Source organism: Pseudomonas sp. TMB3-21 (genome assembly GCF_054898145.1).
On record NZ_CM142718.1, the window covers coordinates 252,785 to 272,148 of the forward strand.

The window sequence follows — 19,364 nt, forward strand, 5'->3', positions numbered from 1 at the left end:
GCGAAATGGCCCACCGCTGTATCAGGAAATTTCGCGACGAAATGGCGGCAATGCGTTGAGGATTGCCTTGCCGTAACGCTGGGTCACCAATCGTCGGTCGAGCAAGGTAATCGTGCCGCGGTCCTCTTCGGTACGCAGCAAGCGGCCACAGGCCTGGACCAGTTTCAGCGAGGCGTCCGGCACCGAGATTTCCATGAATGGATTGCCACCCCGCGCCTCGATCCACTCGGCCAGCGCCGCTTCGACCGGATCATCCGGGACAGAAAACGGAATCTTGGCGATGACCACGTGCTCGCAGTACGCGCCGGGCAAGTCGACCCCTTCAGCAAAACTCGCCAGACCGAACAGCACGCTGGAATCGCCGCCATCGACGCGCGCCTTGTGCTTGTTCAGGGTTTCCTGTTTCGACAGGTTGCCTTGAATGAACACTTGCTTGCGCCAGTCGCGGTCGAGCCCGTCGAACACGTCCTGCATTTGCTTGCGGGAAGAGAACAGCACCAGGGTGCCGCGCGAACCTTCGACCAGTTGCGGCAGATCGCGGATGATCGCGGCAGTGTGCGCCGGCGCATCCCGCGGATCGGCTTTGAGGTCCGGCACCCGCAGCACACCGGCATCGGCGTGGTGGAACGGGCTCGGTACCACAGCAGTGACGGCTTTTTTCGGCAAACCGGCGCGCATGCGGAAACGGTCGAACGTACCCAGCGCAGTCAGAGTCGCCGAGGTCACCAGCGCGCCGTATGCCACGTTCCATAAATTGCGACGGAGCATTTCTGCGGCGAGGATCGGGCTGGCATTGACCTCGATATCGAACAGCGAACCGCTCTCTGCCAGCGTCAGCCAGCGGGCCATGGGCGGGTTGTCTTCCGGGTCTTCGGCGGTGAAGGCGGTCCACAATTCCCAGTTGCCCGAGGAGCGCGACAACAGGCTGCCAAACAGTGGATACCACTCTTCGGCCTGATTGCTTGCGATACCGATATTGACCTCGCCGTCCATGCCTTCCTTGAGCAATTCGGTGAGCCGGGTGAACAGGTCGGTTAGACGGGCAAAGGCTTTCTTCAGCTCGACGCCCATCTCACGCATGTGCTCGGGAATGACCCCGCCGACAAAGCGATGGCGCGGCCGCTCGCGACCTTCGACGTCTTCGCCGGGCTTGAAATCGGCAACCTGCTCGCAGGCGCTGAACATGAATTGCTGCTGGGTCTTGATCTCGCGGGCCAGCTCCGGCACCTGCTCGATCAATTTGCCCAGATCGCCCGGCAGCGGGTGCTGGGCGAGCAGTTTGGTGAGGTTTTTTGCGGTGGTTTCCAGCCAGTCGGCCGTGGAACGCAGGCGCGTGTAGTGGGCGAAGTGGCCGATAGCCTTGTCCGGCAGGTGATGGCCTTCGTCGAACACATAAATGGTGTCGCGCGGATCGGGCAACACAGCGCCGCCGCCGAGGGCCAGGTCAGCCAGCACCATATCGTGGTTGGTGACAATCACATCGACCTTGCCCATGCCTTCGCGGGCCTTGTAAAAGGCGCACTGGCCGAAGTTGGGGCAGTGACGGTTGGTGCACTGGCTGTGATCGGTGGTCAGGCGCGCCCAATCGGCGTCTTCGAGGGCGGTGGACCAGCTGTCGCGATCGCCGTCCCATTTGTTGCCGGCCAGCTTCTCGATCATGCTGGTGAACAGTTTCTGACTGGCCTCGTCGACCTCGATCTTGAAGCCTTCTTCTTCGAACAGTTGGGCGGTAGCCGTTTGGGCGTGGCCTTCCTGCAGCAACATGTCGAGTTTGGACAGGCACATGTAGCGACCGCGGCCCTTGGCCAAGGCGAAGGTAAAGCTCAGCCCGCTGTTGCGCATCAGGTCGGGCAAATCCTTGTAGACGATCTGCTCCTGCAGGGCGACGGTGGCCGTTGCGATCACCAGACGTTTGCCAGCGGCCTTGGCCGTGGGAATCGCCGCCATGCTGTAGGCCACGGTTTTACCGGTACCGGTGCCGGCTTCCACCGCAACAATTGCGGGGTCGCCACTGCGCCGGCCTTCGTCGTCGGTGTCGATGGCCCCGAGGACTTTGGCAATTTCGGCGATCATCAGGCGTTGCCCGTAGCGCGGCTTGAGGCTCTTGGCTTCAAGAAAACGCGTATAAGCGCCCTGGATCGTGGTTTTGAGTTCGGTGCTGATCATGAATTGTCGGGCGCAAAAACGCTGGATAAATTTTCAGTGGTTTGGATTGGCGGCTATCATACCGCGCTAATTAATCCCGCGCAGAACGGAGTACCTCAATGACACCTTTTGGCATCGTTTATACCCTGCATGTCCTCTCGGCCCTGGTCTGGGTCGGCGGCATGTTTTTCGCCTGGATGGTCCTGCGGCCCGCGGCGATGAAGGCGCTGGAAGGCCCTGCGCGGTTAACGCTATGGGTGGAAGTGTTTCAGGGTTTCTTTCGCTGGGTGTGGGTGGCGGTGGTGCTTTTGCCGATCAGCGGTGTGGGCATGATTCATCTGCAGTACGCCGGCTTCGAAGCCGCGCCGCGTTACGTGCAGGTGATGATGGGGTTGTATGTGGTGATGACGGCGCTGTTCATTCGCATTCAAGCGTTGATGTTGCCGGAATTACGCACAGCGGTCGTGGCTAAGGATTGGCCAGCGGGCGCTGCGGTGCTGGGGCGGATTCGTCGGTTGGTGGGGGTTAATTTGATAGTCGGGTTGGTGCTGGTGGCGATTGCTGCGGCCAGGCCAATGTTTTAAGACGGTGCGCAGCCCCCTGTGGCGAGGGGATTTATCCCCGTTGGGCCGCGAAGCGGCCCCTAAGCAGTCGCAATCCATGCGCCGCTGACGCCATCTGGGTGCCGCTTCGCAGCACGACGGGGACAAGTCCCCTCGCCACAGGAAAGCAGTGCCCTTACATCCGCTGGAGGGTCACCGCGCCTTCTGCGCCGGCAGGCCCTGGCTGCCCGTCGAGCCCGGGACGCCCACTCTTGCCGCCATCTGCCTTGTAAACGAAGCAGCCCTTGGCCTTGCCGCCTGCCCCCGGCTTGCCGCCGGGTCCTGCCAGACCACCGGCGCCGCCAGCGACTTGAACCTTGATCTGTTCGACCGGGTAATCGCGCGGCACTTCCAGACGAACCAGGCCGCCCGGCGCCCCCGGCTGGCCATCGCTGCCGTCGCTGCCGTTGGCACCGCGCCCCGCCTGACCCCAGGTGCAACCCGGTGCCTGACCGTTGGCGCCGTCAAGACCGACAAAACCCGGCGCACCCGCACCGCCGCGCGCATCGATCGACAACTGCGGTGCGTCAAGCGCCTTTATCTGCAGATTCAGATTGCGCCCCGCACGTGCGGCCTTCAGATAAGTGCCCGGCGCCCCCCGAGCGGTGATCTGACTGCCTTCGGACAACTGCGCACGGCTGACCGTCAACGCCAGTGCCTGTTCACCTGGCACGATGGCGATCCGCGCATCCTTACCCAAGTGCAATTCACCCACGGACACCTCGGTCACGTTCGAAGGAATCAGCAACGTGCCGTAATCGGCCACATCCAGGCGTTCGAGCTGCAAGGTGCTGGTGGTGTTGGGCAGGCGCATCAGCGAGTTGGTTTCGACACTGACCACTTGGGCGCAAGCCAACGGACTGATGAGTGCAGCGAGCAGACAGAGTTTACGCATGGGGAGCCTTCGATGCGGTCGGAGCCGGGAGGGTTTGCAGGTGGAAAACACCAAAAAAGAGGATGTTCAAACGGTCACGCCACGGATGAGGGCGACCACGAAGGCTGCGTAAACAAAACACTGCTTCCAGCAGATGAAGGACCGCCAGCCCAGCGCCCGCCGCATTGATCAGCTGGTGCAGTGGATACACGAACGGCGACAGCAGGTTGACCAGTACTACCAACCAGAACAGCAGGGTCAACAGTTTGCCCAATCCCCAAAAGACCTTCATACGCTCCCCCGTGGAGAATTATTCTTTGCGCGCACAGTAACGGCTTCCACGCGGGATAAGCCAGAGGGCAATGAAAATTCTTCATGAGGGCCGCCGAATGGCCGTCGCAGCGGCAGTCATCGCTGCGCGACGGCTCTATTTCGTGGTTCAGCGGTTGATGTGCAGTTCCACGCGACGGTTTTTCGCGCGACCTTCATCGGTATTGTTATCTGCTATCGGCTCGCTTTCACCGCGTCCTTCGCTGGTGAGTTTGTTCGGCGCAAGGCCCTGGCTCAACAGATAGCCAGCGACACTGCTGGCGCGACGTTCCGAGAGACCCTGATTGTAAGCATCGCTGCCGACGCTGTCGGTGTGACCGATTACCTTGATGCTCACCACATCGGCGTTTTGCAATTTCGCCATCAACGAATCGAGTTCGCTGCGGGCTGAGGGTGTCACGTCAGATTTGTTGTAGGCGAACAGCACGTCGTTGGCATCGCTCAACGTGACGACTTCGGAAGGCGCAGGTGCAGGTTCGGGTTTCACCCTGGCCGGATATTGCGGCAGCGGACAACCGTGGTGTTCGACGGGTGTGTTGGCGGGTGTATCAGGGCAGCGGTCGCGCCGGTCAAAGACACCGTCGTCGTCTTCGTCGCCATCCTGGGCGAAACAGATCAAGCCTCCTGTGACAATCCCAAGCGCCGCTCCGCCGGCCGCCCAGCCCCCACTTTGCAGAGCACCCAAGCCTCCTCCGACCAAGCCGCCGAGCACACTGCAAACCGGCCAGGTCCGTTGATTGAGGGGGGCAGTGCCATCGCTGTGGGTAGCGCAACCGGTCAACAAGCTGCCAAATAGCAGAACCGGCAAGACGGTCCTCGTGAGAACGCTCATAGTGAAAACTCCTGTGTTACCGGCCGATGCCGGTTACACAGGATTAAAGACCCGCATCCGCGCCAACACAAGCGCGGAGTGCGGTGTGCGAGGCGCTTAACGCTTGATCTTGATTTCCGTACGACGGTTCATCGCTCGGCCGTCAGCCGTTTTGTTATCAGCTACCGGCTGGCTTTCGCCGGCACCGGCCACAGAGACGAAACTGGCGCGCGGCACTCCGCTCTGAACGAGATAGTCGACCACCGAGTGTGCACGTTTGTCCGACAGGCGCTGGTTATAGGCGTCGCTGCCGACGCTGTCGGTATGACCGACCACAGTCAGTTGAGCACTGGCAGCTTCCTGTTTCAGGCGAGTTGCGATGGTGTTGAGGACTTCTTTGTCAGACGGTGTGAGGGTGGCTTTGTCGAACTGGAAGTGAACATCGCGGATGACGATGGTTTCTTCCTCAACCACGACCACCTCCTCGACCACAGGTGCAGGTACAGGCGGAGGGCAACCATCGGCGTCGACCTGCACGCCTTTAGGCGTACCCGGGCACTTGTCGCGGCTGTCCGGCACACCATCGCCGTCTTCATCCGCGTCACCGTGAACCCAGCAATAGGCCGCTGCCGTACCGCCGACCAGCAGTGCGCCATAACCTGCCCATGATGATGCCTCGGTCGCGCCGAGGCCGGCACCGATGACACCACCGACCGCCGCACAGGTCGGCCAGTCTGTCTTCTGCAAACCTGCGCAACCAGTCAACACACTGGTTAGCAGAACCAGGGGTAGTGCTGTCCGAACTATGTTCATCTAGTTTTCTCCTTGAGGATCGGCTTGAAACCGATTCAGGGAGTAAAGACCCGAGTTTTAATCTCCGCCAGCACTAGGCCACTGCTGATTTGCCCCGCGTTTGCGGTGGATCGCTTCTTTTGCTGCGAGATGGCTCTATGTCTGGACCTTCGGGCAGGCTAGTCTTGAGATTCTGATTGAGGATCTTCGATGACTGCAGGTATTTCTTCGCGCACGCCACAGCAGGCTGTGGCCGCGCTGCTGGAACGTTATGCCCCGACGCAACTGTTGCTGATCGGCGCCAGCGAATTCCCCGCACTCGAGGCGTTCAAGCTCGCGCACCCGGGCACCTGTGTCGCGCATGCCGCACCCGGCCCGCTGCCCGCCGAGCTGGCCGCGCGCCGGTTCGACCTTGCGCTGGCGGTCGATTGCCTGGAACATTTGCCCAAGCGCGATGGCCTTAATTTATTAGGCGGGATCCGCAATCTCAACGCGAGTCGCATCGCGGTGCTGGCGGACCTTGAGGCCAGCGGCTGGCAGGAGACTGATTTTTTCTCGCTGGCACTGCAAGCCAGCGAACGTTTTCAGCGCGACGACCAGGTGCTGACCCTGTTCACTTATGATTTGCTGGATTACAAACAGGTACCCGACTGGCTCAATTCACGCTTCTGGGCCAATCCGGAAAACTTTGGGAAATATTGGTGGTAACGCAATGAGTACATCCATTTGCCCGTGCGGCAGCGGCACCCTGCTCGACGCCTGCTGTGGCCATTACCATGCAGGGCACCCCGCACCGTGCGCCGAGGCGTTGATGCGCTCGCGCTACAGCGCCTACGTATTGGGACTGGTTGACTACCTGGTGGTGACTACTCTGCCGGCGCAACAGCAAGGGCTGGACCGTCAGTCGATCAGCGACTGGAGTGCCCGCAGCACCTGGTTGGGGCTTGAAGTGGAGGGTTCCGAAGTGTTGGGCGGTCAGCCGGAGCATGCCTTCGTGACCTTCACTGCACGCTGGCACGACGGCAGTGGCGAGCACAGCCACCGCGAACGTTCCTCATTTGTGCAGAACAGCGGACGCTGGTACTTCATCGACCCGACCGTGCAACTCAAGGCCGGGCGCAACGATGCGTGCCCTTGCGCCAGCGGGCAGAAATTCAAGAAGTGCTGCGCAGGGTATTTCGGCAGTTAGCGCCCTGTAGCAGCTGGCGAAGCCTGCGTTCGGTTCACATTGCTGCCGAAGGCTGCGATTCTTTGCGGGCTAAACTGGGGTTCAAGGGAGAACAAAGCCATGATCACCCAGCGATGTGCACTTTATCTATTCGGCCTGCTCTTGATATCAGGGCTCAGCGGCTGCGCTTCATGGTTTGACGACGACCGGCCGGAGCCGCAGGTGCATCTGGTCAGGGTTGAAGTCGTTCAGGCCAAACTGATGCAGCAACGTTTCCTGCTGCATTTTCGCGTCGACAATCCCAACGACAGCGACCTGACCGTGCGAGGCCTGGAATACCGGATTCATCTGGGCAACATCCTTCTGACCGAAGGCGAACATGAACACTGGTTTACGGTAGGGCCAAAGCGCAGCGCCTATTTCAAGGTGCCTATTCGCACCAACCTGTGGCCCAAGGTGCGGGAGCTGGTGAAACTGCTGAAAAAATCCGACCAGCCAATTCCCTATCGTCTGGAAGGCGAAATGGAAACCGGCCTATTCATCGCGCACTACGTGCACCTGGAGCGTAATGGCGTGATAATCCCCGCCGATTTTATTCCGGAGCAAACCCGATGACCCAGCAACCTCACGTTCATGGCCCTGACTGCAACCACGATCATGACCATCAAGAGCAGCATAATCACGGCCATGATCACGACCATGGCCATGTGCACGGTCCGAACTGCGGCCACGCTCACCAGGAACCGGTGCGCAACGCTTTGAAAGACGTCGGCCGCAACGACCCTTGCCCATGCGGTAACGGCAAGAAATTCAAGAAGTGCCACGGCGCTTGATGCTTGGGGCGGAGGTTGTCTCCGCCCGTTGAATCGCCCACGTGGGCAGGTCCGCAGAGGATCTACGCCGTTATATGAATCACATGTGGGAGCGAGCCTGCTCGCGATGGCGTGAGCCTGTTCACCATCAACTTTTCAATGACAACGCTTTCGCGAGCAAGCCCGCTCCCACAAGAATTTCACCTGGCCCTCAGAATATCTGCGCTGGCGACGACCGTGGCGTACTCCCCGTGCAGATTCCCCAGCGAAATGGCGTGCACCACTTCAGCTGAGTGCGGGTTGCCAAAGTAATCGGCCTTGTCGAAGGTAAAACACGCATCCTCCGCCACCCACGTTGCAAAACCGAGATTGCCGGCCGTGCGCGCGGTCGACTCCACCGAGTTGTGGGTAGCGACGCCGACGATCACCAGCTGCTCGGTCCCCGCCTCGCGCAAACTGGTCTCCAGCCCCGTCGCACAAAATGCATCCGGCACCTGCTTCTGAATCAGGTGCTCACCGGCCCGGGGGGAAAATCGCTCCTGAAACTCCACTCCCGATTGCTCTGGCCAGAACACCGAGTCCGGCGAACGGGACAGGTGCTGCACGTGAATCACCGGCCGCCCGGTTCGCCGCCAAAACGCCAGCAACTCCACGATTCGCTCCTCGGCCTGAGGATTGTTTCGGCGACCCAGTCGGGGGTGAAGGATGCCTTTTTGCTGATCGATGATGATCAGGGCCGCACTTTTCTGAAGCTCCATGCCGACTTTTCTCACGCAGTGTCATTGAATTTTCCACACTTCAGCATCACCTCCTCCTACAGGCAAGGCAAACAGGACGACCTGATGCCGGCATTTGCTGTCCGAAAGTAATGACGTCCCTTGATTTGGAGTATTTCATGATCGACCTGTATTACTGGACCACCCCCAACGGCCACAAAATCTCTATTTTCCTGGAAGAAGCCGGCCTGCCTTACAACGTTCACCCGATCAACATCAGTCAGAACGACCAGTTCAAGCCTGAGTTTTTGAAGATCTCGCCGAACAACAAAATCCCGGCGATTGTCGATCATCAGCCGGTTGATGGCGGCGAACCGCTGGCGCTGTTCGAGTCGGGCGCCATCCTTTTGTACCTTGCGGAGAAAACCGGCCGGTTCCTGCCCAAGGATTTGCGTGGTCGTCAGCAGGCGCTGCAATGGTTGTTCTGGCAGATGGGCGGACTGGGGCCAATGGCCGGGCAGAATCATCACTTCAGCCAGTTCGCACCGGAGAAAATTCCTTACGCGATCAAGCGCTACATCGACGAGACGGCCAGGCTTTATGGCGTGCTCGACAAGCAGCTGGCCAACAATGATTTTGTCGCGGGCAGTGAATACAGCATCGCCGACATGGCGATCTATCCGTGGATCGTTTCCCACAAGTGGCAGAGCCAGAACCTTGAGGATTTTCCGAATGTTCTGCGCTGGTTCAACCATATCCAGAACCGCCCGGCGACGGTGAAGGCGTATGAACTGGTGGCCAAAGTGAATCCGCCGAAGCCCTAGAAGAAGATCAAAAGATCGCAGGCTGCGCCAGCTCCTACAAGGGTTCGCGCGAACGATCCCAGTATATGCCAGACCTGTGGGAGCCGGGCTTGCCCGCGATGGCGATGGGGCTGGCGGTTAGAAGTTGGATTTGCTGGCCCCATCGCTGGCAAGCCAGCTCCTACAAAAGCTGGCGCAGCCTGCGATCTATTGCGGTTCGGCGGGCAAATCCTGAAATAACCTGAAACCCCGCTTGCGCGGCCACCTCCTGCTCTCTAACGTAGCGGCTTTATTGCGCCTTTACCCCCGCAGGAGCTTCGCCATGGCCTCGCCAGCCCTCTTACATTTTCTTCCCCGGTTCGGCGTTGCCGCAGCAGTGGCCGGTGTTTTGAGCCTGACCGGTTGTCAGACCTGGAACACTCAGGACACCCTCCCGCCCACCATTGGCGTGCAGCCGCTCAAAGGTCTGGCGCAAAACGTTTCGGTGCGCCGCAATCCCATGGGCATGCCGTTGATCGAAAGCAGCAACTTTCACGACGCGTTGTTCGCCCTCGGTTATGTGCACGCCACCGACCGCATGACGCAAATGGCTACCCTGCGCCTGTTGGCGCAGGGCCGTTTGTCGGAGATGTATGGTGCCGACCTGCTTGATTCCGACCGCTACATGCGCGCCGTCAACCTGAAGAAGAACGCCGGCGAGCTCTACAAGGCCTCTTCACCACGCCTGAAACGCTTCTTCGAAGTCTATGCGCGCGGGGTCAATGCCTATCTGTTCCGCTATCGCGACAAACTCCCGGCCGACCTCGCGGCCACCGGTTACAAGCCCGAATACTGGAAGCCGGAAGATTCGGCGCTGATCTTCTGCCTGCTCAATTTCAGCCAGTCGGCGAACCTGCCGGAGGAGATTTCCTCGCTGGTGCTCGCGCAGACGGTCTCCACCGACAAACTTGCCTGGCTGGCGCCGTCCGCGCCTGATGAAAAGCTGCCGGTTGGAGAAGCCGAGAAACTTCAGGGCATCAAGCTCAATGGCGCGATTGCCGGTCTTGCTGAAATCAGTAAAGCCACCGGGCAACTGGCAGATATGAATTTGCTGGGCGCCACTTCATCGAATAACTGGGCGATCTCGCCGCAACGCAGCCGCAGTGGCAAAAGCCTGCTGGCCAGCGACAGCCACGCACCATTGGGTGTGCCGTCGTTGTTCAGTTATGTGCAAATCCGAGCGCCGAAATATCAGGCCGCCGGCGTCACCATCGCCGGGCTGCCGATGGTGCTGGGCGGTTTCAACGGCAAAGTGGCGTGGAGCATGACGTCGGTCATGGGCGACAACCAGGACCTGTTCCTGGAAAAAATCCGACGCCAGGGCAATGGTTTGTCTTACGAGGTCAACGGCAAATGGCAGCCGGTGATCGTGCGCAACGAAACCTATTTCGTCAAAGGTCAGCGCTCGATTCGCGAAGCGGTGTACGAAACCCGCCACGGCCCGCTTCTCAACAGTGCCCAGGGCACCGCGCTCGGCAACAGCCTCGGTCTGGCCCTGCAAACGCCGAACTTCACCGATGACAAATCGCTGGACGCGTTTTTCGACCTGTCCCGGGCGCAGAACGTCGAGAAAGCGTCAGACGCCAGCCGTGAAATTCGCGCCATGACCCTGAACCTGGTGTTCGCCGACGCCAGCAACATTGGCTGGCAAGTCACCGGTCGCTACCCGAATCGCCGTGAAGGCGAAGGCTTGCTGCCATCGCCGGGCTGGGAAGGTCGATACGATTGGGACGGTTATGCCGATCCGATGCTGCACCCCTACGATCAGGACCCGGCGCAGGGCTGGTTAGGCACCGCTAACCAGCGAGTCATTCCTGATGGCTACGGTATGCAACTGTCCAATTCCTGGTCGGCGCCGGAACGTGGCGAACGCATGGCGGAGCTGGCCGGTGGGGGCAAGCACGACACCCGCAGCGTGATCGCCATGCAATACGATCAGACCACCACGTTCGCCGCCAAACTGAAGAAAATGTTCGCCGCGCCGGGCATGGTGCAACCGCTCAAACAGGCCATTGCAGCGTTGCCGACAGGCGATCAGCCCAAGGCTCGCGAGGCACTGGCTCGCTTAATGGCGTTCGACGGCAGACTCGCGGCGACGTCCGCAGATGCGGCGATTTATGAGTTATTCCTGCAGGAAAGTGCGCGACAGACGTTCCTCGACGAACTGGGTTCGGACAGCGGTCCGGCGTGGAAAGCGTTTATCGCAAGCGGGGAATTGTCCTACTCTGCACAGGCCGATCACTTGCTCAGTCGCGAAGACAGCCCATTCTGGGATGACCTGCGCACGCCGCAAAAAGAGGACAAACCGGTAATCCTCGCACGCGCCCTCGCGGCCGCGATAACCGCTGGCGACAGCCAGTTGGGCGGCGATCACAAAGCCTGGCAATGGGGCAAACTGCACCGCTACGAATGGAAAAACAGCAGTGGCCAGACCGTGCGCGGTCCGCTAGCAGCGGGCGGCGATCACACGACGCTCAATACCGCTGCGTTCGCCTGGGCCAAGGACTTCAACACCACGTTGGCACCGGCTATGCGTTTCATCGTCGACTTCGGCCAGGCCGAGCCGCTGATGGGGCAGAACGGCACGGGGCAATCGGATAATCCTGCCAGCCCCAATTACCTCGATAGCGTTGATCCGTGGCTCAAGGGCAAGTACATGAGCTTGCCGATGCAGCCGCAGAACTTCGACAAGGCCTATGGCAACAAGCGCTTGACCCTGACTCCCGGCAAATAATCCACCCTACTGTGGGAGCTAGCCTGCTAGCGATGAGGAACTGTCTGACACTTTTTTGGTGAATGACACGCCGCCATCGCCAGCAAGCTGGCTCCCACAGGGGCTGCGCCACGCTGCAGATATCTCGATAGAACTTCTCCCCTCGCCTCCACCTCATACCTAACAAATCCATCCATTTGGTCAGCCCATGGATCTTGTTATCGCTCGCCCCGAAGGTTTGTACTGCCCCGCCGGAGATTTTTATATCGACCCGTGGCGCCCGGTCGAACGGTCGGTGATTACCCATGCCCACGGCGATCATGCCCGGGGCGGTAACCAGCATTACCTCGCCGCCGCACCCGGCGAAGGGATCCTGCGGTCGCGACTCGGTCAGGACATCAACCTGCAAACCCTGCCCTACGGCGAACGCTTGCTGCACCACGGCGTCACCCTGAGTTTCCATCCCGCCGGCCATGTCCTCGGTTCGGCCCAGGTGCGGCTGGAATACGGTGGTGAAGTCTGGGTTGCTTCCGGCGATTACAAGATTGAGCCCGATGGAACCTGCGCGCCGTTTGAACCGGTGCGCTGCCACACCTTCATCACCGAATCGACCTTCGGCCTGCCGATCTATCGCTGGCAGCCTCAGGCGCAGGTGTTCGACGAAATCAATCAGTGGTGGCAAGCCAATGCGGCTGTGGATAAGGCCAGCGTGCTGTTCTGCTATTCGTTCGGCAAGGCCCAGCGGATTCTCCACGGCATCGACGCCAGCATCGGGCCGATTCTGTCTCACGGTGCGGTCGAGCCGCTGAACCGGGTGTATCGCGAGGGCGGCATCCATATCCCGCCGACGATCTATGCGGGCGACGTCAAAAAAACCGACCCGATGATGCGTAAAGCTTTGGTCATCGCCCCACCGTCCGCCGGCGGCAGCACCTGGATGCGGCGCTTCGGTGACTACAGCGACGCCTTCGCCAGCGGCTGGATGCGTTTGCGCGGTACCCGACGGCGGCGTGGCGTCGACCGTGGTTTCGTCCTGTCCGATCACGCCGATTGGCCGGGCTTGCTGTGGGCCGTCGAGCAGACCGGTGCCGAACGCGTCATGGTCACCCACGGCTCGATCGGCGTGCTGGTGCGCCACCTGCGCGAAAAAGGCCTCGATGCTCAAGGCTTCAATACCGAATACGGTGATGAAGACGAAGAGAACGGAGTCATCGAAAGCGCCGAGGTGCAGGCATGAAGGCTTTCGCCGAGCTGTACGCTGATCTCGACGCCACCACCTCCAGCAACGCCAAACTGGCAGCGATGCAGCGCTACTTCGCCCAGGCCGAGCCCGAAGATGCCGCGTGGGCTGTGTACTTTTTGTCCGGGGGACGTCCGCGGCAACTGGTGCCGGCCAAAATCCTCCGGGAACTGGCTGTTGAATATTCAGGACTGTCGACCTGGCTGTTCGAAGAAAGCTATCAAGCGGTCGGCGATTTGGCAGAGACTATCTCGCTGGTACTGCCCGAGGCCCTGCACAGTTCCACCGACGGCCTGGCCACGTGGATCGAAGAAAAATTGCTGCCGTTGCGCGGCGAATCACCCGAAGTATTGGGCGAGCGACTGCCAGAATTGTGGGCACAGCTGGACCGTCACAGCCTGATGCTGTGCATCAAATTGATCACCGGCAGCTTTCGCGTTGGCGTTTCCAAACTGCTGGTGACCCGCGCGCTGGCCGCCATGGCTCAACTCGACAGCAAACGGGTTGCTCAGAGACTGGTGGGCTACACCGACCTGTCCAATCGGCCGAACGCGGCCAGTTATCTCAAGCTGATCGCTGCGGAATCGTCCGACGAGCATGCCCAGCGCGGCGGCCAGCCGTATCCGTTTTTTCTCGCTCACGCGCTGTCGCAACCGGTCGAACAATTCGAAGCGTTGCTCGGCCCGGCCAGCGATTGGCAAGTGGAGTGGAAGTGGGACGGCATTCGCGCACAGGTGGTCAAACGCGACGGCCGCCTGTGGGTCTGGTCCCGTGGCGAGGAGCTGGTGACCGAGCGTTTTCCGGAACTCGACAGTCTGGTCCACTGCCTGCCGGACGGTACCGTGATCGACGGAGAAATCGTCGTCTGGAAAGCGCCGTCGCCGAACACCGAAGACGCTTTTGATCCTCAGGCGCCGGCCGTCCCCTCTGTACAACCGTTCGCTTTATTGCAACAGCGCATCGGCCGTAAAACCCTGGGCAAAAAAATCCTTGAGGATGTGCCTGTTGTCGTACTCGGTTACGACTTGCTGGAATGGCAGGGCGAAGACTGGCGCAATCAGCCTCAAGCCAAGCGCCGTGAACGACTGGATCAGTTGATCGCCGACTGCGCCAACCCGGTGCTGCTGACCTCGCCCGTACTGGCCGGTGAAGACTGGCTCGATCTCGCACGCCAGCGCGAAGCGTCACGCAGCCTGGGCGTTGAAGGCATGATGCTAAAAGCGCGCGACTCGCTGTACGGCGTCGGCCGCACCAAAGACATGGGCGTGTGGTGGAAATGGAAGGTCGACCCGTTCAGCGTCGATGCCGTGCTGATCTATGCGCAACGCGGACATGGACGACGCGCCAGTCTCTACAGCGATTACACCTTCGCCGTGTGGGACGGGCCTCTGGAATCCAGCGAGCGCACGCTGGTGCCGTTCGCCAAGGCTTACTCCGGGCTGACCGATGCCGAGATGCGTCAGGTCGACAGCATCGTACGCAAAACCACGGTTGAGAAATTCGGACCGGTCAGCAGCGTGAAGCCGAGCCTGGTGTTTGAACTGGGCTTTGAAGGGATTGCCTTGTCCAAGCGGCATAAAAGCGGAATTGCCGTGCGCTTCCCGCGGATGTTGCGTTGGCGCCAGGACAAGACTGTCGAAGAAGCCGACAACCTGGCAACGCTGCAGGATCTGCTGGGCTAACAAAAACTCCTGTAGGAGCGAGCCTGCTCGCGAAAGCGGTGTGTCAGCCAATACAAATGTAGCGGACAGATCGCAATCGCGAGCAGGCTCACTCCTACAGGTATCTCAGTGTCTTGAACTGATTTGGTGCAGCAATTTCCGCGCGAACATCTCCACGCACCATTTTCTCCTTGCCACTTCTTGAATCACCTTTTAAAACACTTGTTCGGGACTGTGGTTCGGAAATTGCTACCTCCAACGGGTCTTACGCTTTGCAGTAACAATAATTCTGCGCCACAAGCGCTCATATTGGTTCTTAGGGATTAAATAATGAAAAAAGCATTGCTGACCCTTTCTGCACTGGCATTGTGCGTGGCCGCCGGCTCCGCGCTGGCCAAGGAATACAAGGAATTGCGTTTTGGTGTTGACCCGTCCTATGCGCCATTCGAGTCGAAAGCGGCTGACGGCAATCTGGTAGGGTTCGACATCGATCTGGGGAACGCGATCTGCGCCGAGCTGAAGGTCAAATGCAAATGGGTTGAAAGCGATTTCGACGGCATGATTCCCGGCCTCAAGGCCAACAAATTCGACGGCGTGATCTCCTCGATGACCGTCACCCCGGCCCGCGAAAAAGTCATCGACTTCTCCAACGAGTTGTTCTCCGGCCCTACCGCTTACGTGTTCAAGAAGGGTTCCGGCCTGAGCGCAGACCCCGCTTCGCTGAAAGGCAAAACCGTCGGCTACGAGCAAGGCACCATTCAGGAAGCTTACGCCAAGGCTGTTCTGGACAAGGCCGGGGTGAAAACCCAGGCCTACCAGAACCAGGATCAGGTGTATTCGGACCTGACTTCGGGTCGTCTCGACGGCGCCATCCAGGACATGCTGCAAGCCGAACTGGGCTTTTTGAAGTCGCCAAAAGGTGAAGGCTATGAAGTCAGCCAACCGGTCGACAGCGAATTGCTGCCCTCGAAAACCGCGATCGGCATCCGTAAAGGTAACACCGAGCTGAAAGCGCTTTTGGATAAAGGTATCAAAGCGTTACATGATGATGGCACCTACGCCACCATCCAGAAGAAACACTTCGGCGATCTGAATCTCTACAGCGGCAAATAATGCCCCGGCGCCCATCTCCCGATGGGCGCTTTTTTCTCCTGATCAGGTTGCTGTTTCCATGTTCGAAAACCTCCTGGAAAATCTGGGGCTCTCCGCTTTCAGCCTGCAGGGCTTCGGCCCGTTGCTGATGCAAGGCACCTGGATGACCATCAAACTATCGGCGTTGTCGCTGCTGGTGGCCGTGATGCTCGGCCTGCTGGGCGCCAGTGCCAAACTGTCCAAAGTCAAACTCGTGCGTTTGCCGGCACAGCTCTACACCACGTTGATCCGCGGCGTACCGGACCTGGTGCTGATGCTGCTGATTTTCTACAGCCTGCAAACATGGCTGACCACCTTCACCGACTTCATGGAATGGGAATACATCGAGATCAACCCGTTCAGTGCCGGCGTGCTGACCCTGGGCTTCATCTATGGCGCGTATTTCACCGAAACCTTTCGCGGCGCGATCCTTGCGGTTCCCCGTGGTCAGGTCGAAGCAGCCACCGCCTATGGCCTAAAGCGCGGCCAGCGCTTCTGGATCATTGTGTTTCCGCAGATGATGCGATTCGCTCTGCCCGGCATTGGTAACAACTGGATGGTGATGCTCAAGGCCACCGCGCTGGTGTCGATCATCGGCCTCGCCGACCTGGTCAAAGCCGCTCAGGACGCGGGCAAAAGCACCTATCAACTGTTTTACTTTCTGGTGCTGGCCGCGTTGATCTACTTGCTGATCACCAGTGCTTCCAACTTGATCCTGCGCTGGCTCGAACGCCGTTACGCCGCCGGTTCCCGGGAGGCCGTACGATGATGGAACTCCTGCAGGAATACTGGAAACCCTTCCTTTATAGCGACGGCTACAACATCACCGGCCTGGCCATGACGATGTGGCTGCTGAGCATCTCGATCCTGATCGGTTTTGTGGTGTCGATTCCGTTGTCCATCGCCCGCGTATCGCCACACTTCTACATCCGCTGGCCGGTGCAGTTCTACACCTACCTGTTTCGCGGTACGCCGCTCTATATACAGTTGCTGATCTGCTACACCGGTATCTACAGCCTGGCGGCCGTACGTGAGCAGCCAATACTGGATGCGTTCTTTCGCGATGCGATGAACTGCACGATTCTCGCCTTCGCCCTCAACACCTGCGCCTACACCACGGAAATTTTCGCCGGGGCGATTCGCAACATGAACCACGGTGAAGTCGAGGCGGCCAAGGTTTACGGTCTTACAGGCTGGAAGTTGTATGCCTACGTGATCATGCCGTCAGCCTTGCGTCGCTCGTTGCCTTATTACAGCAACGAAGTGATCCTGATGCTGCACTCGACCACCGTGGCATTCACTGCAACCATACCGGACATCTTGAAAGTCGCGCGGGACGCCAACTCGGCGACCTTCCTGACGTTTCAGTCGTTCGGCATTGCCGCACTGATCTACCTGACCATTACCTTTGCGCTGGTTGGCTTGTTTCGCCTCGCCGAACGCCGATGGCTGGCCTTTCTCGGGCCGACCCACTAAGACCCGCTTCAGGAATAAAGAAACATGCGCCACCAGATTCATGACTTGCTGGCCCCGCTGCCGGGGACCGCGCGACAGATCCACAGCTTCCACTTCGGCCCGACCTCGGCAAAAGGCAAAATCTACATCCAGGCGTCTCTGCACGCCGATGAAATGCCCGGCATGCTGGTGGCCTGGCACCTCAAACAGCGCCTGACAGAGCTGGAAGCTGCCGGCCGCCTGCGCAGTGAAATCGTGCTGGTGCCGGTGGCCAACCCGGTCGGTCTCGAGCAAGTGCTGATGGACGTACCGCTGGGTCGCTACGATCTGGAGAGCGGGCAAAACTTCAATCGCTGGTTCGTCGACCTCAGTGAAGAGGTCGGCAATGAGATCGAAGGCCAGCTCGGCGACGATCCGCAGCGCAACCTCGAATTGATCCGCACCAGCCTGCGCCATGCGTTGGCGCGGCAGACCGCCGGCACTCAGTTGCAATCCCAACGACTGATCCTGCAACGATTGGCCTGTGATGCCGATGTGGTGCTGGACTTGCACTGCGATTTCGAAGCGGTTGCGCACCTCTACACCACGCCGCAGGCCTGGCCTCAAGTCGAACCGCTGGCCCGCTACATCCGCGCCGAGGCGAGTCTGCTGGCGACCGATTCCGGCGGCCAGTCGTTCGATGAGTGCTTCACCCTGCTGTGGTGGCAACTGAGCGAACGTTTTGGCGAACAGTTCAAGATTCCAATGGGCAGCTTTTCGGTGACTGTCGAATTGCGCGGGCAAGGGGACGTCAATCACCCGTTGGCCAGCCTCGACTGTCAGGCGCTGATCGACTACCTGATTCATTTTGGCGCCATCGCCGGCGAGCTGCGGCCGCTGCCGGACCTGCCCTACCCCGCGACTCCGCTCGCCGCCGTCGAACCCGTCGCTACGCCCGTGGGCGGCCTGCTGGTGTTCACCGCGCAGCCCGGCGAGTACCTGCAGGCCGGGCAATTGATCGCGGAAATCATTGACCCGATCCTGAACCGCGTCACCCCCATTCATTGCACCGCCGCCGGGTTGATGTACGCCCGCTCGCTGCGGCGCATGGCCACTGCCGGCATGGTGATCGCCCACGTCGCGGGCACCGAAGCCTATCGCAGCGGCTACCTACTTTCGCCTTGAGGATGCACGTCCCATGTACAAACTGACCATCGAAGGCCTGCACAAGAGCTATGGCGACCACCATGTGCTCAAAGGCGTTTCGCTCAAGGCCAACACCGGCGACGTGATCAGCCTGATCGGCGCCAGCGGTTCCGGCAAGAGTACCTTCCTGCGCTGCATCAATTTTCTCGAACAACCCAACGAAGGCACCATGAGCCTGGATGGCAAAGACATCCGCATGGTCAAGGATCGCCACGGCATTCATGTGGCTGATGCCGACGAGTTGCAGCGCATCCGCACACGCCTGGCAATGGTGTTCCAGCACTTCAATTTATGGAGCCACATGACGGTGCTGGAAAACATCACCATGGCCCCTCGCCGCGTACTGGGCTGTGACAAAAAAGAAGCTGAAGACCGCGCCAGACGCTATCTCGACAAGGTTGGCCTGGCGTCTCGCGTGGCGGATCAGTACCCGGCGTTTCTGTCCGGCGGTCAGCAGCAGCGCGTGGCGATCGCCCGCGCACTGGCGATGGAACCGGAAGTCATGCTGTTCGACGAACCGACTTCGGCGCTTGATCCAGAGCTGGTCGGCGAAGTGCTTAAGGTGATTCAGGGCCTGGCAGAAGAAGGCCGGACGATGATCATGGTCACCCACGAAATGAGCTTTGCACGCAAGGTGTCGAGTCAGGTGCTGTTTCTGCACCAGGGACTGGTCGAAGAAGAAGGCGCGCCGGAAGACGTGCTGGGTAATCCGAAAAGCGAACGCTTGCAGCAATTCCTCAGCGGCAACCTTAAGTAAATACCACACCTGTAGGAGCCGGCTTGCTGGCGAAGATGGTTCAGACACATAGTCGGTGACTGACACAGCTTCGCCAGCAAGCCGGCTCCTACAGGATCGCATTAGTCTTTAAACCTTTCATGGCTCGCCG

Annotated in this window: 20 protein-coding genes; 14 read left to right on the forward strand and 6 right to left on the reverse strand. The window is 59.8% G+C overall.

The genetic code is table 11. From position 1 onward, the window contains the following. Nucleotides 1-21: 21 nt before the first annotated feature. On the reverse strand, nt 22-2,166 hold the full coding sequence (dinG, locus tag ACYZTS_RS01325) for an ATP-dependent DNA helicase DinG (RefSeq protein ID WP_461993449.1): 2,145 nt from the start codon (nt 2,164-2,166) through the stop codon (nt 22-24). A 98-nt stretch (nt 2,167-2,264) separates the two neighbouring features. Between dinG and ACYZTS_RS01330 the strand changes: the two genes are divergently transcribed. After that, nucleotides 2,265-2,729 carry a CopD family protein gene (locus ACYZTS_RS01330; RefSeq protein ID WP_461993456.1) on the forward strand — a complete coding sequence of 155 codons (465 nt, stop codon included), beginning with the start codon at nt 2,265-2,267 and terminating at the stop codon, nt 2,727-2,729. A 154-nt stretch (nt 2,730-2,883) separates the two neighbouring features. On the opposite strand, the gene ACYZTS_RS01335 is transcribed toward ACYZTS_RS01330, so the two are convergent. The 4 genes from ACYZTS_RS01335 to ACYZTS_RS01350 form a co-directional block, all read right to left on the reverse strand. Then, the gene (locus tag ACYZTS_RS01335; RefSeq protein WP_461993458.1) at nt 2,884-3,642 is read right to left on the reverse strand and encodes a collagen-like protein; all 759 of its coding nucleotides are present in this window, start codon (nt 3,640-3,642) and stop codon (nt 2,884-2,886) included. Then, nucleotides 3,635-3,913, reverse strand: a complete 279-nt coding sequence (locus ACYZTS_RS01340) for a DUF1145 domain-containing protein (protein WP_461993460.1) — start codon at nt 3,911-3,913, stop codon at nt 3,635-3,637. The genes ACYZTS_RS01335 and ACYZTS_RS01340 overlap by 8 nt, the downstream gene beginning before the upstream one ends. Nucleotides 3,914-4,060: 147 nt before the next feature. Beyond that, complete coding sequence (locus ACYZTS_RS01345; RefSeq protein WP_461993462.1) at nt 4,061-4,783, reverse strand: OmpA family protein; 723 nt, start codon at nt 4,781-4,783, stop codon at nt 4,061-4,063. A 96-nt stretch (nt 4,784-4,879) separates the two neighbouring features. Further along, complete coding sequence (locus tag ACYZTS_RS01350; protein WP_461993464.1) at nt 4,880-5,575, reverse strand: OmpA family protein; 696 nt, start codon at nt 5,573-5,575, stop codon at nt 4,880-4,882. A 189-nt stretch (nt 5,576-5,764) separates the two neighbouring features. On the opposite strand from ACYZTS_RS01350, the gene ACYZTS_RS01355 reads away from it, so the two are divergent. The 4 genes from ACYZTS_RS01355 (at nt 5,765) to ACYZTS_RS01370 (ending at nt 7,555) form a co-directional block, all read left to right on the forward strand. Continuing rightward, entirely contained in the window at nt 5,765-6,262 is a 498-nt protein-coding gene (locus ACYZTS_RS01355) for a DUF6231 family protein (RefSeq protein ID WP_028622483.1), read from the forward strand. A 4-nt stretch (nt 6,263-6,266) separates the two neighbouring features. Then, the gene (locus ACYZTS_RS01360) at nt 6,267-6,743 is read left to right on the forward strand and encodes a YchJ family protein (protein WP_028622484.1); all 477 of its coding nucleotides are present in this window, start codon (nt 6,267-6,269) and stop codon (nt 6,741-6,743) included. Nucleotides 6,744-6,842: 99 nt separating this feature from the next. Then, nucleotides 6,843-7,337, forward strand: coding sequence for an LEA/WHy family protein (locus ACYZTS_RS01365; protein ID WP_461993467.1), 495 nt, complete (start codon nt 6,843-6,845; stop codon nt 7,335-7,337). Then, complete coding sequence (locus tag ACYZTS_RS01370; protein ID WP_461993469.1) at nt 7,334-7,555, forward strand: SEC-C metal-binding domain-containing protein; 222 nt, start codon at nt 7,334-7,336, stop codon at nt 7,553-7,555. Before ACYZTS_RS01365 ends, ACYZTS_RS01370 begins: the two co-directional genes overlap by 4 nt. Before the next feature lie 179 nt (nt 7,556-7,734). On the opposite strand, the gene ACYZTS_RS01375 is transcribed toward ACYZTS_RS01370, so the two are convergent. Further along, the gene (locus tag ACYZTS_RS01375; RefSeq protein WP_461993471.1) at nt 7,735-8,292 is read right to left on the reverse strand and encodes a cysteine hydrolase family protein; all 558 of its coding nucleotides are present in this window, start codon (nt 8,290-8,292) and stop codon (nt 7,735-7,737) included. A 137-nt stretch (nt 8,293-8,429) separates the two neighbouring features. Here ACYZTS_RS01375 and ACYZTS_RS01380 point away from each other — a divergent pair, with 137 nt between their 5' ends. The 9 genes from ACYZTS_RS01380 (at nt 8,430) to ACYZTS_RS01420 (ending at nt 19,234) form a co-directional block, all read left to right on the forward strand. Further along, a complete protein-coding gene (locus ACYZTS_RS01380) occupies nt 8,430-9,074 on the forward strand; it encodes a glutathione binding-like protein (protein ID WP_028622487.1) in 645 nt (214 codons plus the stop codon). 301 nt (nt 9,075-9,375) lie between these two features. Next, a complete protein-coding gene (locus ACYZTS_RS01385; protein ID WP_461993474.1) occupies nt 9,376-11,826 on the forward strand; it encodes a penicillin acylase family protein in 2,451 nt (816 codons plus the stop codon). Between the two features lie 187 nt (nt 11,827-12,013). Next, nucleotides 12,014-13,042: a ligase-associated DNA damage response exonuclease gene (locus tag ACYZTS_RS01390; RefSeq protein WP_028622489.1), complete on the forward strand. Its 1,029-nt coding sequence runs from the start codon at nt 12,014-12,016 to the stop codon at nt 13,040-13,042. Then, a complete protein-coding gene (locus ACYZTS_RS01395; protein ID WP_461993477.1) occupies nt 13,039-14,727 on the forward strand; it encodes an ATP-dependent DNA ligase in 1,689 nt (562 codons plus the stop codon). Before ACYZTS_RS01390 ends, ACYZTS_RS01395 begins: the two co-directional genes overlap by 4 nt. 309 nt (nt 14,728-15,036) lie before the next feature. Then, a complete protein-coding gene (locus ACYZTS_RS01400; protein ID WP_028622491.1) occupies nt 15,037-15,819 on the forward strand; it encodes a transporter substrate-binding domain-containing protein in 783 nt (260 codons plus the stop codon). A gap of 58 nt (nt 15,820-15,877) precedes the next feature. Continuing rightward, a complete protein-coding gene (locus tag ACYZTS_RS01405) occupies nt 15,878-16,606 on the forward strand; it encodes an ABC transporter permease (RefSeq protein WP_028622492.1) in 729 nt (242 codons plus the stop codon). Then, entirely contained in the window at nt 16,603-17,313 is a 711-nt protein-coding gene (locus tag ACYZTS_RS01410) for an ABC transporter permease (RefSeq protein ID WP_461993480.1), read from the forward strand. The genes ACYZTS_RS01405 and ACYZTS_RS01410 overlap by 4 nt, the downstream gene beginning before the upstream one ends. A gap of 24 nt (nt 17,314-17,337) precedes the next feature. Further along, a complete protein-coding gene (locus ACYZTS_RS01415) occupies nt 17,338-18,456 on the forward strand; it encodes a succinylglutamate desuccinylase/aspartoacylase family protein (RefSeq protein WP_461993482.1) in 1,119 nt (372 codons plus the stop codon). A 13-nt stretch (nt 18,457-18,469) separates the two neighbouring features. Next, complete coding sequence (locus tag ACYZTS_RS01420) at nt 18,470-19,234, forward strand: ABC transporter ATP-binding protein (protein WP_461993484.1); 765 nt, start codon at nt 18,470-18,472, stop codon at nt 19,232-19,234. Nucleotides 19,235-19,364 lie beyond the last annotated feature (130 nt).

Excerpts from the sequence above, each read along its gene's own strand:
- dinG (WP_461993449.1), bottom strand. The coding sequence starts at position 2,166 with ATGATCAGCACCGAACTCAAAACCACGATCCAGGGCGCTTATACGCGT.
- ACYZTS_RS01330 (WP_461993456.1), top strand. The coding sequence starts at position 2,265 with ATGACACCTTTTGGCATCGTTTATACCCTGCATGTCCTCTCGGCCCTG.
- ACYZTS_RS01335 (WP_461993458.1), bottom strand. The coding sequence starts at position 3,642 with ATGCGTAAACTCTGTCTGCTCGCTGCACTCATCAGTCCGTTGGCTTGC.
- ACYZTS_RS01340 (WP_461993460.1), bottom strand. The coding sequence starts at position 3,913 with ATGAAGGTCTTTTGGGGATTGGGCAAACTGTTGACCCTGCTGTTCTGG.
- ACYZTS_RS01345 (WP_461993462.1), bottom strand. The coding sequence starts at position 4,783 with ATGAGCGTTCTCACGAGGACCGTCTTGCCGGTTCTGCTATTTGGCAGC.
- ACYZTS_RS01350 (WP_461993464.1), bottom strand. The coding sequence starts at position 5,575 with ATGAACATAGTTCGGACAGCACTACCCCTGGTTCTGCTAACCAGTGTG.
- ACYZTS_RS01355 (WP_028622483.1), top strand. The coding sequence starts at position 5,765 with ATGACTGCAGGTATTTCTTCGCGCACGCCACAGCAGGCTGTGGCCGCG.
- ACYZTS_RS01360 (WP_028622484.1), top strand. The coding sequence starts at position 6,267 with ATGAGTACATCCATTTGCCCGTGCGGCAGCGGCACCCTGCTCGACGCC.
- ACYZTS_RS01365 (WP_461993467.1), top strand. The coding sequence starts at position 6,843 with ATGATCACCCAGCGATGTGCACTTTATCTATTCGGCCTGCTCTTGATA.
- ACYZTS_RS01370 (WP_461993469.1), top strand. The coding sequence starts at position 7,334 with ATGACCCAGCAACCTCACGTTCATGGCCCTGACTGCAACCACGATCAT.
- ACYZTS_RS01375 (WP_461993471.1), bottom strand. The coding sequence starts at position 8,292 with ATGGAGCTTCAGAAAAGTGCGGCCCTGATCATCATCGATCAGCAAAAA.
- ACYZTS_RS01380 (WP_028622487.1), top strand. The coding sequence starts at position 8,430 with ATGATCGACCTGTATTACTGGACCACCCCCAACGGCCACAAAATCTCT.
- ACYZTS_RS01385 (WP_461993474.1), top strand. The coding sequence starts at position 9,376 with ATGGCCTCGCCAGCCCTCTTACATTTTCTTCCCCGGTTCGGCGTTGCC.
- ACYZTS_RS01390 (WP_028622489.1), top strand. The coding sequence starts at position 12,014 with ATGGATCTTGTTATCGCTCGCCCCGAAGGTTTGTACTGCCCCGCCGGA.
- ACYZTS_RS01395 (WP_461993477.1), top strand. The coding sequence starts at position 13,039 with ATGAAGGCTTTCGCCGAGCTGTACGCTGATCTCGACGCCACCACCTCC.
- ACYZTS_RS01400 (WP_028622491.1), top strand. The coding sequence starts at position 15,037 with ATGAAAAAAGCATTGCTGACCCTTTCTGCACTGGCATTGTGCGTGGCC.
- ACYZTS_RS01405 (WP_028622492.1), top strand. The coding sequence starts at position 15,878 with ATGTTCGAAAACCTCCTGGAAAATCTGGGGCTCTCCGCTTTCAGCCTG.
- ACYZTS_RS01410 (WP_461993480.1), top strand. The coding sequence starts at position 16,603 with ATGATGGAACTCCTGCAGGAATACTGGAAACCCTTCCTTTATAGCGAC.
- ACYZTS_RS01415 (WP_461993482.1), top strand. The coding sequence starts at position 17,338 with ATGCGCCACCAGATTCATGACTTGCTGGCCCCGCTGCCGGGGACCGCG.
- ACYZTS_RS01420 (WP_461993484.1), top strand. The coding sequence starts at position 18,470 with ATGTACAAACTGACCATCGAAGGCCTGCACAAGAGCTATGGCGACCAC.